This window comes from Bradyrhizobium lablabi, assembly GCF_018129385.1.
GTDB lineage: Bacteria > Pseudomonadota > Alphaproteobacteria > Rhizobiales > Xanthobacteraceae > Bradyrhizobium > Bradyrhizobium lablabi_C.
Genome location: NZ_JAFCLN010000016.1, coordinates 142,871 through 157,637 on the forward strand (window position 1 = coordinate 142,871; position 14,767 = coordinate 157,637).

Here is a 14,767-nt window from a genome sequence, read left to right on the forward strand (position 1 = left end):
CTGAAGGACGGCGTCGCTTCCGCTCGCCTATGCCCGGCCATCCACGTCTTTCTTGCTTCACTGAAGCAAAGGCGTGGAAGCCAAGGCATGACAAGTTTCACTTGAACTGCGGAATCGCCGGAACGCTGATGTTCGGCGGTGGCAGTTGAGGCACCCTGGAAGCGTTTCCGATACCGCTCGGGTCGGTCACAGTACCTTCCGCCGCGCCGATCAGGCCAGCGTTGGGCCGGAACCCTCCTGCACTTCCTATGGCCGAGCCCATGTGTCCTCCTCCAACCGAGCCGCCTCCGCCGCGTGCAAATGAGGCAGCCGGGGCGGCCAAGATCAGGAGCGATGCTATCGCCAGTTTTATCGTGATGTTCGACATTGGAAGCTCCGTTTGTCGGATCGCCCCCCAATGCAGAGCTAATGCTAGTCCGACGAAACAGCGAGGCTACTAAATTATGTTTTAGGCTCGCCGTGCGTCCGCGCGGATCAAGTCCGCGTGCTAGTCGAAGAACCCCATCACGATGCTCATGTCGGATGCGGCAGGCTCGGCGCCGCGAAAGGTTGCATCGATGACGCGCCGGCAGGCCTCGACGGTCGCCGCGTCGCTGACGTCATTGGCCGCTTCCAGAATGCTCCAGGCCGTATCCAGCAAGGGATTGGCTGCCCCCGCTCCTTCCGGTTGACCGACGAACATGGTGATGCTCTCCCAGCTACAGGATCAAGCATAGGCACTAAATCCTAAAGCCGGGGTCGGCGGCCGCGGCGACAATTGAACTGTTACGTTAACCATTCGTGCAGACATCGGCGGTCTTTGATCGGCGAGCCGATCAGCCCGGAATCGCCGCCGCCAGCACCTGCTCGAGCTCCTGCCTGACATCTTCGAGCGGCTGTACACTTCGCGCGGCGCGGCACATCGCGACCGTTCCTTCCACCGAAGCGATCACCAGCGCCGCCAGCCGGCGCGCGCGGGCGGCCGGAACACCCTCGCTTCTGAGTGCGCCGACCATGATGCGCTGCCAGTCGGCAAACACGCCGTCCGCAAGATCGAGCAAGCGTCGCTGCGCCGCCTCATCCGTGCCGTCGCCATCAGCGGCATCGTTGACGAACCGCTCCACCGCCACCGCGAGCACCGGGCAGCCGGCCTGGAATTTCGATTTTTCCAGCGCCTTTCGCCACAGCGAGATGAACTCGCGCAAGCCTGCGATGGCGCCGCGCGAGCGCGTCAGGTGGCCGAGCGGGCCGGAGACCTGCGCGCCCGCGAACACGATGGCGTCCTCGATCAGTTGCTGCTTGCCCCGCGGAAAATGATGGCCGATCGAGCCGCGCGGCGTGCCGGTATGACGCACCACGTCGCGCATGCTGGTGCCATTGACGCCGCGCCGGCTCATCAGATCGGCCGCGCCCGCCACCATCCTTGCCCTGGTCTCTGAAGTCATGGCCCCTCCCGCGAATCTGCGATGAATATAGAATATGACAGTTGACATAGCCAGCCCGCCATGGACTATGCCATCTGTCATAGCGCGCTGCACAGCCGGGAAGGACCGCCGATGACCTTCATTCACGTGATGATGCCGCAGGGCCGGCTCGACACAGGCCAACGGCGCGTGCTGGCGAAGACGCTGACTGACGCCGTACTGGAGCCGGAGGTCGGCCGGCTCGTGCCGGACGCGCGCCGCGGCTATCAGGTGCATTTCCTCGAACGGCCGCTCGACATGATCGCCCACGGCGGCGAACTGCTCTGCGACAGGCCAAGCGACGTGATGGTGCTCGACGTCGCGGTGATGGACTGCTGCTGGACGAGACAGGACCGCGAAGCCGTCATCCGCAACATCTTTGCCGCGCTCACCGAAGCACTCGGCATGAAGGCGCCCTCCCCGGGTTGGTGGATCAACTTCCGCATCATCGAGGAAGGCTGCTGGGGCTCACGCGGCGGCGTGCTGTCGTTCAACGACCTGCTCGATCAGGGCGCGGCGGCATTTCCGCCGGAGCGCGCGGCAGCGATCCGCACCGCACTGTCAGTCAAATACGACCGCTAGGGAGGCCTGCATGACAGCCGAAGGCAAGATCCGCACCGAGACGCACGATCACATCTTCAAGATCATCATCGACAACCCCGCGAAGAAGAACGCCTTCTCGCCGCAGATGATGGAGCAATTGTCGGATGCGCTGACCGAACTACACAACAACGAGAACTACTGGGTCGGCGTCGTCTGCGCCGAAGGCAAGAATTTTACCGCCGGCCTCGACATGCCGAAATTCTTCGGCCCCACCGCCGAGAAGCGCAACTTCAAGGAAGGCAATGTCGACGCGTTTGCCCTTCAGAAGCGCTGCAAGAAGCCTGTCGTCACCGCCGTGCAGGGCATCGTGTTCACCATCGGCATCGAGCTGATGCTGGCCGGCGACATCGTGGTCGCCGCCGACGACAGCCGGTTCTGCCAGATGGAATCAAAGCGCGGCATCGCGCCGCTCGGCGGCGCGCATTTCCGTTTCCTGTCCCGCGCCGGCTGGGGCGATGCGATGTATCACTTGTTCTTGTGCGACGAGTTCAATGCGTCACGCGCGCGTGAGATCGGGCTAGTGCAAGAGGTCGTACCGGCCGGGCAGCAGGTCGATCGCGCCATGGAACTGGCCGCGATCATTGCGCGCAACGCCCCGCTCGGCATCCAGGTCACCAAGGAAGCAGCGCTGAAATATATCGAGGGTGGCGAGGCTGCGGCGATTGCCTATATCCCGGTGATCCGCGACCGGGTGCTGAACTCGGCCGATGCGCGCGAAGGCATCCAGTCCTTTATCGAACGGCGCGCCGCGGTGTTTCATGGACGATAAGCGAGGTGCGCGTGACAAAACTGTCCGTCAAGCAGCAGGCGCTTGCTGACCTCTTGTTCGAAGCCCGCCGCGACGCGCGGCAATTGGACTCGGTGGCCGGCGAACTCGTACCGGAGACGATGGAGCAAGCCTACGCGATCAACCGCGCGGTCGCGGAACGGCTGGACTGGAAACCGCTCGGCTGGAAGATCGCCGGCACCGCCGACGCGGTGCGCGCCAAGCTAGCCCTGGACGGCCCGATCTACGGGCGCACGTTCCGCCGTTTCGAATGCAAATCGCCCGTAACTTTCAAATGGGCCGAGCTACTCGATCCACTGGTCGAGTGCGAATTCTTCGTCACGCTCGCGCGCGACCTGCCGCCGCGGCGTGAACCGTGGACGATGCCCGAGGTGATCGATGCGATCGCCGAGGTTCATGCCGGCATCGAGGTTGCCGAGTGCCGCTATCCCCGCGGTGCGCTGCCGCCGCTGCCGGCGATCCTCGCCGACGGCAGCGCGTCGGGCCGCTATGTCTTCGGCGGCAAGATAGAGAACTGGCGCGACGGGCTCGCTGCGGTGAAGGTGGCGCTCGAGGTCGACGGCGTGGTTCGCCGCGAGGGCAGCGGCGCCGACGTGATGGGCGATCCCTTGCAGGCGCTGCTGTGGTTGGCCAACGAGCGGCGCCATTGGGGCGATGGGCTTTTCGCCGGCGAAACCATCAGCACGGGCTCGATGACCGGCATGCTGCCGATCCGCGCCGGCCAGCTCGTCCGCGCGCTCTTCGGCGATGTCGCCACAGTCGAGATCGCGTTCGAGGCGTGATCAGGCCGACACGCGCGACCGCGCCGCTCCAGATTCCGGCCGCGCCTGCGAGGACAGCACCAATCCCTCATAGCCGTTCGCCGCAACGTCGTTGATGATCCCGACATATTTCGGCGTGCCGCCATTGTAGACGAAGTAGCGCGGCCTGCCTTCTTCGTGGCCGGGGACGTTGGAATTGTAGCCGGTGAACCAGCCCTTGGCTTTGCGCATCAGCATGATCTCGTACATTTTTGTCACATGCGCCGTCCATCGCTCCTCCGACTCGCGGGTCGGATCGGCGCGGGTCAGGCCGCGATCCCACATGTATTGCAGCAAGTCCGTGCACCAGTTGACGCCGTTCTCGATGCCGCGCGGAAAATTCGTGGTGGCGGACGCACTTTGCGGTCCGGTCGGCATCAAGAGGTTCGGAAAGCCGTGGGTGAGCATGCCGAGGAAGGTCGATGGCGCATCCTTCCACTTGTCGTACAGCTTCTCGCCGTCGATGCCCGTGATGTCCATCCGGTCATAGGCGCCGGTGATGGCGTCGAAACCGGTGGCATAGACAATGATGTCGAACTCGTAGTCGCGCGCCGCGGTGCGCAGGCCCTTTTCGGTGACCCGTTCGATCGGCGTCTTGCTGATGTCGACGAGATGCACATTGTCGCGATTATACGCCTCGAGATAGTTGGTCTCGAGCGGCACGCGCTGCACGCCAAAGCCATGGTCGCGCGGGATCAGCGTCTCGGCGGTCTGCGGGTCCTTTACCCGCCGCCGAATCCGGTTCGCGATATATTCCGAGAACTCGGCATTGGCCGCTTCATCCATGAAAATCTCGCGGAAGTTGGCGAGCCAGATGCCGAAGCCGGGCTCGTCATAAAGCCTGTCCCACAGCTTCAGCCGCTCCTCGCGCGTCACCTCGTAAAAGCCGCGGCGGTCGGGCGCATGCTCGAAACCACCGGGCGAGACCTTGCAGGCCGCAAAAATCTCGTCGTAACGCGCGCGGATGTCGGCCATCTCCGCTTCGGAAATCCGGCTGTTGTTGAGCGGCGCGCTCCAGTTCGGCCGCCGCTGGAACACGGTGAGCTCGGAAACCTTGTCGGCGATCTCGCCGATGATCTGGATCGCGGTAGCGCCGGTGCCGATCACCGCGACCTTCTTGCCCGTCAGTTCCACCGGCTCATGCGGCCAGTAATAGGTGTGGAACGAGCGGCCCCCGAAATCGTCCATGCCCTCCAGCCGCGGCAGCGTCGGCGCCGACAACAGGCCGATCGCCAGCACGACAAAGCGGCTGGTCAGCTCGCGCCCGTCACTGATCTTCAGCCGCCACTCATCGCGCGTCTCGTCGAACTGCATCGCCTCCACATTGCGGTTGAACTGCATGTATTTTCGAAGATCGAACTTGTCGGCGACATAGTTGAGATAGCGAAGATTTTCGGGCTGGCTCGAAAACCGTTCCTTCCAGTGCCACTCGTTGAGCAATTCCTTCGAGAACGAGAAACCATAGGTGTAGCTCTCTGAATCGAAGCGGCAGCCGGGATAGCGGTTCCAGTACCAGGTTCCGCCGAGGTCGGGCGCCGAGTCGAGCACAGTGGCATCGATGCCGAGATCGGCGAGGCGCTTGATCTGATAGATTCCGGCGACGCCCGCGCCGACCACGATGACTTCGTAGTGCGACTTGGCGCCGTGTGAATTGGTGCCCTCGGTCATGCTTCACTCCGGTCTTGCTCTGGTCGGCGTTTGCTCGACCATACAATAACATCGGCGCGCGACTTGCGTCAGCATGCCAGCAATGCGTCGCCCCGATCGGGTGCTCAAACTTTGTTTGAACATGATGGCAACGTCCGGTTGATCTGGTTTAGAGTGACTTCAACAATGATGGGAGGCAGGGACCATGAGCAGGATCGGCTATGTCACGATCGGGGCCGTCGACGGCGAGAAATCGGGCGAATTTTACGACGCGGTATTTTCCGCGCTCGGCAGCGAGCGCAAGGTCAACGAAGGCGGCTGGCTCGGCTACGGCAAGATCGGCCCGGGCAAGTCCATCATGGATTGCCACACCACGATATGCCCGCCCTATGACGGCAAGGAAGCGCGCGCCGGCAACGGCATCATGATCGCCTATCAGGGCAAGTCGCCGGACGAGATCAAGGCCGCTTACGAGGGCGGCATGAAGAATGGCGGCAGCGACGAGGGGCCGCCCGGCTTTCGGCCGCCGGAAGCCGACAAGGGCTTTTACGCCGCTTACCTGCGCGATCCCACCGGCAACAAACTCTGCGTGTTCTGCGTGGTGTGACGATCCGCGCTTGTCGCATGCAGCGGCAGGCGTAAGATGCGGACAACCCGACAACAAGACTGACAGGGAGCACGGCCATGGCGAGCGCAGCGGCGCAGACGACGGCATGGTTCAACGGCCGCAGTTTTGAATCGTACCGCGACGAGTTCGACCACCGCGGCTACCTGATCTTCAAGCGCGTGCTTTCGCCGGATACGATCGCCGCCATCCGCGCCGCGCTCGCGCCGCATCTGGCGCGCGACCTCAAAGGCCGCAACGATTTCGAGGGCGAAAAGACCAATCGCGTCTATGCGTTGATGGCAAAGTCGCCGGTTTTTGCAGAACTTGCTACCCATCCGCTGGCGCTCGCCTTTGCCGAGGCCGAGCTCGGTGAAAGCTGCCTGTTGTCGGCGCTGCTCGCCATCAACCTGCATCCCGGCGAGACCGTGCAGCCCTGGCACACCGACGACGGCGGAGCAAAGATCCCGCGGCCGCGGCCCGCGCTCGGCATCAGCACATTCTGGGCGATCGACGACACCACCGAACAGAACGGCGCCACCGAGATCATCCCGGGCAGCCATGTCTGGGATGACGAGCGCATCGCGGGCGCGCTGACGCCGTCCGATTTTACCCACAAGGGCGCCGATCGCGTCACCGGCGAGCGCACGGATTCAGTCAAGCTGGTGATGCCGTCGGGCTCGCTCGCCATCACCAAGGGCACGCTGTGGCACCGCGGCGGCGCCAACCGCTCGGACCAGGCGCGCCTGATCATCACGCCGCAATATTGCGCCGGCTGGGTGCGCCAGCTCGAGAACATGGCGCTCGCCATTCCCCCTGAGATCGCGGAAAAGCTGCCGGAGCGGGCGCGGGAACTGATCGGCTATTCGATCCACCCGCCCTTCATGGGCCATGTCGACGGCCGCCATCCCGCAAAATTGCTGCGCCCGCGTGCGCCGTGATGGCACCGGCCTGAACCGAAAGGCGCAACACTGCGACATAACGCCCAAGGGTCGCATCCCGCCCGAGGGTCATTCATCCATGTCCATCCCGCACCGCATCGCCGCGCTCGCCGTCGCGGCCTCCGTCTTTACGCCCGTCACGGCCGACGCGATGGAAGACTATCTGCGCGCCTCGAGCGCCGGTCCCACCGAGCTCAGCCTGTGCGGACCGGACAGCGATCTCCTCAAATCAGGTGCCTGCAAGCAAAACGATTTCGACGCGCTGACGAAGAGAAACGAAAAATCGCTCCAGGCGGCGCTCGCCAAAGCCCCGGCCAACGTCAAGCCGCTGCTCAAGCGCGACCAGTCCTGGTTCAACGAGATGATGCTTTCCGCATCGGAGACGGTGTTCGACGATGGCGATGACGAGCAGAAGCAGGCCTTTGTGGAACGGCTGCGCCAGCGCGCCACGACGCTGGACGGCATCGCGCAAGGTTTTGGCCGCGCCGGCATCGCTGGGCGCTGGGTCAGCGCCTTCGGCAGTGCGACTGTAACGCCAGGCCAAGGCGGCTATCGCGTCGCGATCGAGACCAGCGCGGTCTATGGCGCCGGCAGCGAGACTCGCCGCGACTGCAAGGTCACGGCCGAAGTCAAATCCACCTCCGGCCCAATGTCCACATCATGGCTCGCAGGCCTTGTCCTCCCCGACCCGGACGCGCCGGCGAAGGCCGCCGACGACAAATCGGAACCACCGAAGCCGGCCACCATCAAGCTGCGCCGGCAAGGCGAGACACTTCGCATCGTCGTCGGCAACGAGGAATATTTCGGCGAGCAGCGGCCGAATTGCTCCTACATGACGCAGCTCACCGCCAACTATTTTGCCGACGGCAAGGCGGAAGGCGCCGCCGCGATCGACAAGGCCGAGGTGAGCTTCACCATGCCGACCTTCGATTGCGCGCGGCCTTCCACCGCGAGCGACGAGGAGATTTGCGCCGATCCGGATCTGGCCGAGAACGACCAGCGGCTGAACCGGGCCTGGAAGGCGCTGCTGCCGCGTCTCGACGAAACGACGCGCCGCGCGCTCACCGAGGACCAGCGAAACTGGGTGCGTTCGCAAATCAACCAGTATCCGCAATTCCTGCATCCGGCGTGGGACAAGCGGGCCTATTTCACGCACTACACCATTGACGGCCGCGACAAGCTCGACCGCCTTCAGAAGGAGCGCATCGCACTGCTCGAAGGCTTTGACGAAAAGCGCAGCGGCCTTTCCGGCATCTGGCTCAGCCACACCGCGATCCTGAAAGTGACGTTGGCGGCCGACGGCAGCCTGAAGGCGGCAGGGTGGAAGTGGGACCAGGGCGACTGGAAGGGCGGCTGTGATTTCGACATCAAGGGCAAGGTCGCAGGCGGCGTTTTCCGCTCCGACGAGAAGCGCAAGAATCCCGATACGCTGGAACGCGATCACGCCACCTTGATCGTCAACCGCCAGGACGATGTGTTCGCGACGAAACGCGGCGAGGACGACGCCGACGAGCCGAAATGCAGGCGCAACGCCAGCTTCTCGTCGACCGCGCGGCTGTTCCCGGCAAAACCCTCCGCCGATATCGACAATCTCGGCGGATCGATCCGGTAAGTCGCAAGGAGTTGCTGGCGACAGTGCATAAATTGCACAGGGCGGAAACCGGCTTTTGGTGTAGACCGTAGCTATCTGGCACCGGCACCGGAGCCACTATTATGCGCGTCATCGCCCTGCTTCTTGCGCTTCTGCTCGGCCTCTCCTCCCCTGCCCGCGCCGACGACATCGCCGATGCGCAAAAAATCATCCGCGCGCAGGAGCAGGCCTTCGCCCGCGACGACGCGGCGGCCGCCTGGTCCTATGCCGCGCCCGCCATTCAGGAAATTTTCCAGCAGCCCGAGATCTTCATGCAGATGGTCCAGCAGGGCTATCCCCCGGTCTACCGCCACCGCAGCTTTGAATTCGGCGAGGCCAAGGCCGAAGGCGGCCACATCGCCCAGCGCGTCAACATCGTCGACGACAACGGCGAAGCCTGGGAAGCGCTCTACACGCTGGAGCGACAGGCGGACGGCAGCTACAGGATCACTGGATGCAGCCTGTTGAAGGCGGGACAGGCGGCGTAGCGGGCGATGGCGGGCCAGACACCTATATTGCGGCAGAAGCGAAACGAAGCTCGATTAACGGTTCGTTCATCGTAGTTGTTAGACTGAGATTCAAATCTTCCGTTCATGATTGCCTTGCTTCTGCGCGGCTTCGTTGCAAACGGCGGCCATAGCCTGCCTCGCCTTGAATCGGATAATCAGTATGGCGATCGCGCACCCAGCGCATGATGCAGATGGTCGCTGCGAACTGGCGATATCGCAATTGCGGCGGACCGGCCTGCTGTCGTTGCCCCCAAGGTTGCTGACAATATCTGTTGTTGTCCTTGCGACGGGGATGGGCGGATGCGCGCGCAACGCGGATTACCGCGACGCCGATCCGGTTCAACGGAAGATCAAAACAACCCAGATGCGCTCGCCGCCGCGCGCCCGTGCTCACGCAGCAACACCGAAACCGGCCGAATTGCGCGTCCGTCGGCCCAACCCGGCGCTGCTTGCAGCCCAGCCGGCGCCCAACTGCGAATTCAAGAGAGCCGATATCAAGGCGGTCGACCCGGATGAATGGGCTCGCTTGAAAACCGAGTACGAGCGGCAGTGTTATCAGGATGCCGAAAAGGCGGCGCGGGACCGCCTGAGCCAGTTGCAGGCGTCCAGCGCGTGCGAGATCGAGCGCGCTCCGCAACAACGGCCCGTTCGATAGCGAACGCCCGGTTGCGATAAGGGTTCGAGAATATCAACCTCTGCTTGCTCGGTACTTTGTGTCTCCTCGATGGCAATGCGGTGATCGCCGCTCTGATTCAGCCGTCTTCCCGCCATACGACGGCACGTTTTTGTCGCGAGACCTTAATGCATCGTCGTCATTCATACGTGGCGAGCAGGGAATTGCTGGGAAGGGGGAAATTCTGAGGAGTTTTTAGATACGGAGACACATTGTGCAAACTCTTTACGAGTTACTCGGTGCGCTTCCTGACGATGACGCTGACAAGCTCAGAGCGGCATTCCGCGATGCCGCCAAGTCGAGTCATCCCGATAACAATGCGAACGACGGCGATGCGGCGCAACGGTTCAGACAGGTCGTCCGCGCCTATGCCATTCTCCGCGACGAACGGCAGCGAGTGACCTATGACTCGCTGCTCATCAGAGCCGGCCAGCAGCGGGCCCTGAGTTCAAGGCGCAAGCGCTCCTCCCAAATAGGCAACCTGGTCCCGGACGCCATCTCGGCTGCCGTGATCGCGTTCTTGTCCATCGGAGCATTCGTTCTGTTCGAAAGGGTTTCGAAAACGCCCGGCGTTATGGCGAAAGTGCAGGCATCTGCGCTGACTGCTGCGGCGCCGGCGACGCGGCCATCCGATACGGTCGGCCGAACTGTCGAGCGCAACACGCTTGATCGGACACCGGTCTCCGAAACGCCGGAAATTCCCGGCGCCGTCGAGAAGATGACGGCACCAGATGCCGTGGCAGCGGCGGACAACACGGGCTCCATTCCGGCGATTTCCAGCGTCGAGATAAAGGACGCCAGATACTATCGGCACCGGGGCCACCTTGCGTATCGCATCGGAGATCTGGCCCTTGCACTCATCGATTTCGATATGGCGATCAATCTCGATCCGGATTTCTCCGACGCCTATATCGATCGTGCCATTGTCTTCCGCCGGATAGGCAATCTGAAGCACGCATTCGCCGACATCGCGGAGGCCAAGCGCATCGATGAGTTGAAGCCGCCGCAAGCAACACCGCTGCCTGGGCAATAGCCGAATCCGCGCTGGACACCGGCAGTCGGAGATGGCGATGCCGTAGGCACTGCTAAAAGAAATCGCCCAGGAAGCCGGCCACCCTGTCCGAAATGCCGACGACCTTGTTGGTGGCCTGCCGATAGAACTTGAAATTGAGCTCGGTCTCGGGCCGGCCGTCCTTCCAGTCGCTGAACGGCTTGAGCTCCTTCCGGCCCAGCGGCCGCCTCGCCGGCGCGGTCCGCCTGACGACAAGACTCACACGCGGCGTTTGCCGGGCGATGCCGCGCTTCTTCGCGACAGCCGCCACTGAAGTGACGACGCCGCGCGCGATCAGGCCCTGCCCGCCTTCATTCTCGCTGGCAAACAGGAAAATCTCGTCGCCTTCGGCAATGTGCTTGCCGCCATACATGGTCTTTTGCGCGGTGAACGAAAAAGTCTTCGCCCGGGGATCGTCAATCGCGGCCTTGATCGCGAACGCCATCGCGCCGGGCTCGCAAGCGGCGCCTACGCCATCGCCAGCCGCTGCCGGCCGCGGAGCAGCAGCATCAGCACGATGACGACGTTGAGCAGATTCCACGCAAAGCCGTTGGCAAAGGCCGCGGCGTAGGAGCCGGTGAGATCGAAGATCACGCCGGAGATCCACCCGCCAAAGGACATGCCCACGACGGAGGCGAAGATCACGATGCCGACGCGGGTGGCGGCTTCGCCCGCCGGCATGGTCTCGCGCACGATGATGGCGTAGCTCGGCACGATGCCGCCCTGGAACAGGCCGAACATCGCCGAGATCAGATAGAGCGACGGCAGGCTGGTGAAGAACAGATAGAAGAACAGCGCGAAGGCCTGGGCCACCGATCCGATCATCAGCGTGACGATGCCGCCGAACTTGTCGGCGAGGAATCCCGAGCCGATGCGGCTGACGATGCCGAACGCCATCATCAGCGACAGCATTTCCGCACCGCGCGCCGGGCCATAGCCGAGATCGCCGCAATAGGAGACGATATGGACCTGCGGCATCGCCATCGCCACGCAGCAGGCGATGGCGGCGAGGCTGAGCAACACCGTCAGCGTATTGGCGGAGAGATTGAGGTCGAGCCGCGGCGGCGGCGCGTTGGCGTGATCGTGCGCCTCGCTGCCGCCCATGATCTGGCGCAGCACCAGCAGCAGGATCGTCATCAACGCGCCACAGACGATGGCGATCGCAACGTGGGTGGCGCGCCAGCCATAAGCCTGCGTGCCCCAGTTGACCAGCGGCGGCCAGAACGTGCCGGCGACGTAATTGCCGCTGGCGACGATGGTCACCGCGAGGCCCCGATAGCGCTCGAACCAGTGCGAGGCTTCCGCCATCAGGGGTGCAAACGTCGCTGACGTGCCGAGCCCCATCAGGAAAGAAATGATGATGAACTGCCACAGCGCGGTCGATAGCGCGGCCAGCACATAGGAGCCCGCCAGGAAGGCGATGCTGACCGCCATCGCCGGCACGATGCCGACGCGGTCGGTGATCCTGCCCATGATGACGCCACCGAGGCCAAAGCCAAAAAAGATCATGGTGGCCGAGAGCGAAACCGCGCCGCGCGTGGCTGCAAATTCCTGCTGCACCACCGGCATGACGACCACGACCGACCACATGCCGACCGCGCCGACGGACGCAATCAGCACCGCCACGACAAGCCGCATCCAAGCCTGACGCGAGTCGGGAACGAAGGGAAGGGATTCTGCGGAAAAGTGAGAAGAAATTACCACGGCGTGAGTAACTTCCGCCGCAAATTGCCTGCGGTCAACCCACTATGCCGCGATATTGGGCATGCAGATGTGGAACAGCCGGGCAAATTGCACCGAGTACAATCACTCATGCGGCCGATCGGCGACAGCTCCTGCCAGTACGCTATACCTGCAGTCGCTGTGGCGACCGGCGCTATTCAACCTTGATGCCGGCGAACTTGATCACCTTCGCCCATTTTTCGGTGGCTTCCGAAATGATCGCCCCGAATTCCGCAGGCGTGCCGCCAAGCACCGTGCCGCCGAGTTCAACGATCCGGGTCTTGACCTTGGCATCGGCGAGGCCGGCATTGAGCTCCTTGTTCAGGAGATCGATGATTTCAGCCGGCGTATTTCTGGGGACGCCAATGCCGGCAAAGCCGCTGGCCTCATAACCGGGCACGAAGTCCGCCATTGGGGGAACGTCCGGCAACACGTCCAATCGCTTCGTCGTCGTCACCGCCAGGGCACGCAACTGGCCGGCCTTGATCTGCTGGATCGATTCCGACAGCGGAGCGAAAATCACCTGGATCTGGCCGCCGATCAGATCGGTGACCGCAGGCGCGCCGCCGCGATAGGGGACGTGCACCAGATTGACGGAGGCCATCATCTTGAAGAGTTCGCAGGCGATGTTTTGCGGGGTGCCTGGCCCGGCCGAGCCGTAATTGATCTTGCCGGGGTTGGCCTTGGCATAGGCGATGAACTCGGGGATCGTCGTGGCAGGGACCGACGGGTGCACCACGACGACGTAGGCCAGCCGCGCGGCGCAAACCACCGGCGCGATGTCGCGGATGAAGTCGAAACTGAGATTGGAGTAGAGCGCGGCATTGATCGCGTGCGGCGTCACGATTTGCAGCAGCGTATAGCCATCCGCCGGCGCCCTTGCGACCGCCTCGGTCCCGATGTTACCGCTGGCGCCGGAGCGGTTCTCGACGATGAATTGCTGGCCGAGGCGATCGGACAGCCATTGGCCCATCAGGCGCGCCTGGATGTCGGTGGCGCCGCCGGCGGGAAAGCCGACGATGATGCGCACCGGCCGTGACGGATAGGCTTGCGCTTGCGCGATGCGGGGCACAGCCGGTAACGCAGCCGCACACGCGGCGAGACGCAGAAATGCGCGACGGGGAAAATCCATGATGCGCCCTCCCCAGTGCGCCACACCGCGGACTTGTTGTCCGTCTGGACGCCCTGCCGGAACAGGCTACACCCGTTTTGTCAGGAGGTGGAAGGGGCTAATCTCCGCTTGCCCCCTGGGCGGACCCAACGCTCGCGGCCGGCGACGTGAGCTACTGGCCCAAATCGGATGCGCCACGATCGACAACAGGTCAGGATTGCGCGACTGATCGGCTTGCATCGGGCCGCCACGCCGATCGACTGACCATCAACAGGATGCCGCCTATTTGCGGCAGTAAGGCCAGCAAGACAAGACGAAGCATGGCAAAGTCGTCGCCCGACGGCCGCAGCATTCCATAGCTGAGCCAGGCAACGATCTTGATAGCCGCTTCCGTTTGCGGGTCTGCCGTTTGTCGGATCGGGACCATGGCGGCGTCGAGAATCTGGCGACGTTCGGCGACCATCGCTTCACGCTCGCGGCAGAACTTGCCAATCCCATGTCCGCATTCCCGGTCCCGCGCCGACATCGCATCGCTCAACGCAGATTGAGCTGCCGTCACCGCAGGCGTTGAACGGGACGCCCGCGCAGTCGTAACATCGGCAATGTTGACGGACGCAAATCCAATCCCGGCGATGACCGCGAAGGCAAAAGTCATCGCCCAGACAGACCATGCCGCAATCGACACAGCGCGTTGGCCAGTATGCCAAAGCCTGGCAGCACATATCGGCAAAACCAGCGCGGCGAGATCGGCCGCCACCCCAATGGCGAGGAATAGCCATCCAGCCATGTCGCTTGATCCGAGCGATCGGGCAAACCAGCCATTGGTGGCGACCCCGACCACGGCGAGCATGAACGCCGCGGCCGCTAGGACGAGCGAAGCGACCGACCATCCTGCTGGTCTCGCCTCGGATAAGGGTGGCGCAACGACGGATTGCGCCGGCGTCGAATCCAGCGGCAAGAACTCTACCGGAATCAGTGACTCGGAAGATTGGGATTTGGCGACCTTGGCCTTTCGACGCTTGCGCGCCCGGTTCACCCGGGGCTGCTGAGTGCCGGTCCTGGCCCTTTTGGGTTGATGCAGGGCGATAACGGAAGCAATAGTGTCATCAGCCATTGGAACCGCTCCATTCGGTTACGATGGTCAGGCGCGGCGGCGTGGTGCAAACACGGCGTCGCGCCAATTCGATTCACGATCATTCTCTGGAGAACGCTGACACTGTTGGAGCCTGCGATCAAATCGCAGGGGA

The 14,767-nt window shown here is 63.2% G+C and carries 17 protein-coding genes; 9 read left to right on the forward strand and 8 right to left on the reverse strand.

All coding sequences use genetic code 11. The annotated features are described in order from the left end of the window. Nucleotides 1-97: 97 nt before the first annotated feature. The 3 genes from JQ628_RS25630 to JQ628_RS25640 form a co-directional block, all read right to left on the reverse strand. On the reverse strand, nucleotides 98-367 hold the full coding sequence (locus tag JQ628_RS25630) for a hypothetical protein (protein WP_212226680.1): 270 nt from the start codon (nucleotides 365-367) through the stop codon (nucleotides 98-100). 120 nt (nucleotides 368-487) lie between these two features. Further along, the gene (locus JQ628_RS25635) at nucleotides 488-682 is read right to left on the reverse strand and encodes a hypothetical protein (protein ID WP_212226682.1); all 195 of its coding nucleotides are present in this window, start codon (nucleotides 680-682) and stop codon (nucleotides 488-490) included. A gap of 133 nt (nucleotides 683-815) precedes the next feature. Next, nucleotides 816-1,424 carry a TetR/AcrR family transcriptional regulator gene (locus tag JQ628_RS25640; RefSeq protein WP_212226683.1) on the reverse strand — a complete coding sequence of 203 codons (609 nt, stop codon included), beginning with the start codon at nucleotides 1,422-1,424 and terminating at the stop codon, nucleotides 816-818. A 111-nt stretch (nucleotides 1,425-1,535) separates the two neighbouring features. On the opposite strand from JQ628_RS25640, the gene JQ628_RS25645 reads away from it, so the two are divergent. The 3 genes from JQ628_RS25645 to JQ628_RS25655 are packed head-to-tail and all read left to right on the forward strand — an operon-like array spanning nucleotide 1,536 to nucleotide 3,614. Further along, nucleotides 1,536-2,024, forward strand: a complete 489-nt coding sequence (locus JQ628_RS25645) for a tautomerase family protein (RefSeq protein WP_212226685.1) — start codon at nucleotides 1,536-1,538, stop codon at nucleotides 2,022-2,024. Nucleotides 2,025-2,034: 10 nt separating this feature from the next. Further along, nucleotides 2,035-2,814: a crotonase/enoyl-CoA hydratase family protein gene (locus JQ628_RS25650; protein ID WP_212226687.1), complete on the forward strand. Its 780-nt coding sequence runs from the start codon at nucleotides 2,035-2,037 to the stop codon at nucleotides 2,812-2,814. A gap of 11 nt (nucleotides 2,815-2,825) precedes the next feature. Continuing rightward, on the forward strand, nucleotides 2,826-3,614 hold the full coding sequence (locus JQ628_RS25655; protein WP_212226689.1) for a 2-keto-4-pentenoate hydratase: 789 nt from the start codon (nucleotides 2,826-2,828) through the stop codon (nucleotides 3,612-3,614). Here the strand turns inward: JQ628_RS25655 and JQ628_RS25660 are convergent, their stop codons facing one another. Continuing rightward, the gene (locus tag JQ628_RS25660; RefSeq protein ID WP_212226691.1) at nucleotides 3,615-5,300 is read right to left on the reverse strand and encodes a flavin-containing monooxygenase; all 1,686 of its coding nucleotides are present in this window, start codon (nucleotides 5,298-5,300) and stop codon (nucleotides 3,615-3,617) included. It abuts the gene before it with no gap. A gap of 184 nt (nucleotides 5,301-5,484) precedes the next feature. Here JQ628_RS25660 and JQ628_RS25665 point away from each other — a divergent pair, with 184 nt between their 5' ends. The 6 genes from JQ628_RS25665 to JQ628_RS25690 all read left to right on the forward strand — a co-directional run bounded on the left by JQ628_RS25665 (nucleotide 5,485) and on the right by JQ628_RS25690 (nucleotide 10,669). After that, the gene (locus tag JQ628_RS25665) at nucleotides 5,485-5,886 is read left to right on the forward strand and encodes a VOC family protein (protein ID WP_212226693.1); all 402 of its coding nucleotides are present in this window, start codon (nucleotides 5,485-5,487) and stop codon (nucleotides 5,884-5,886) included. Between the two features lie 77 nt (nucleotides 5,887-5,963). Then, entirely contained in the window at nucleotides 5,964-6,824 is an 861-nt protein-coding gene (locus JQ628_RS25670) for a phytanoyl-CoA dioxygenase family protein (RefSeq protein ID WP_212226695.1), read from the forward strand. Between the two features lie 79 nt (nucleotides 6,825-6,903). Next, complete coding sequence (locus JQ628_RS25675) at nucleotides 6,904-8,436, forward strand: lysozyme inhibitor LprI family protein (protein WP_212226697.1); 1,533 nt, start codon at nucleotides 6,904-6,906, stop codon at nucleotides 8,434-8,436. A gap of 101 nt (nucleotides 8,437-8,537) precedes the next feature. Beyond that, a complete protein-coding gene (locus tag JQ628_RS25680) occupies nucleotides 8,538-8,942 on the forward strand; it encodes a DUF4864 domain-containing protein (protein WP_212226699.1) in 405 nt (134 codons plus the stop codon). Between the two features lie 181 nt (nucleotides 8,943-9,123). Then, a complete protein-coding gene (locus JQ628_RS25685) occupies nucleotides 9,124-9,618 on the forward strand; it encodes a hypothetical protein (protein ID WP_212226701.1) in 495 nt (164 codons plus the stop codon). Nucleotides 9,619-9,850: 232 nt separating this feature from the next. Further along, complete coding sequence (locus tag JQ628_RS25690; protein WP_212226703.1) at nucleotides 9,851-10,669, forward strand: DnaJ domain-containing protein; 819 nt, start codon at nucleotides 9,851-9,853, stop codon at nucleotides 10,667-10,669. A gap of 52 nt (nucleotides 10,670-10,721) precedes the next feature. On the opposite strand, the gene JQ628_RS25695 is transcribed toward JQ628_RS25690, so the two are convergent. From JQ628_RS25695 to JQ628_RS25710, 4 genes are all read right to left on the reverse strand, one after another. After that, nucleotides 10,722-11,132, reverse strand: a complete 411-nt coding sequence (locus JQ628_RS25695; RefSeq protein WP_212226705.1) for a hypothetical protein — start codon at nucleotides 11,130-11,132, stop codon at nucleotides 10,722-10,724. Between the two features lie 23 nt (nucleotides 11,133-11,155). Beyond that, the gene (locus JQ628_RS25700; RefSeq protein WP_212226706.1) at nucleotides 11,156-12,325 is read right to left on the reverse strand and encodes an MFS transporter; all 1,170 of its coding nucleotides are present in this window, start codon (nucleotides 12,323-12,325) and stop codon (nucleotides 11,156-11,158) included. Nucleotides 12,326-12,563: 238 nt separating this feature from the next. Next, nucleotides 12,564-13,541, reverse strand: a complete 978-nt coding sequence (locus JQ628_RS25705; RefSeq protein ID WP_212226707.1) for a Bug family tripartite tricarboxylate transporter substrate binding protein — start codon at nucleotides 13,539-13,541, stop codon at nucleotides 12,564-12,566. Nucleotides 13,542-13,731: 190 nt separating this feature from the next. Further along, on the reverse strand, nucleotides 13,732-14,634 hold the full coding sequence (locus tag JQ628_RS25710; protein ID WP_212226708.1) for a hypothetical protein: 903 nt from the start codon (nucleotides 14,632-14,634) through the stop codon (nucleotides 13,732-13,734). Nucleotides 14,635-14,767: the final 133 nt, after the last annotated feature.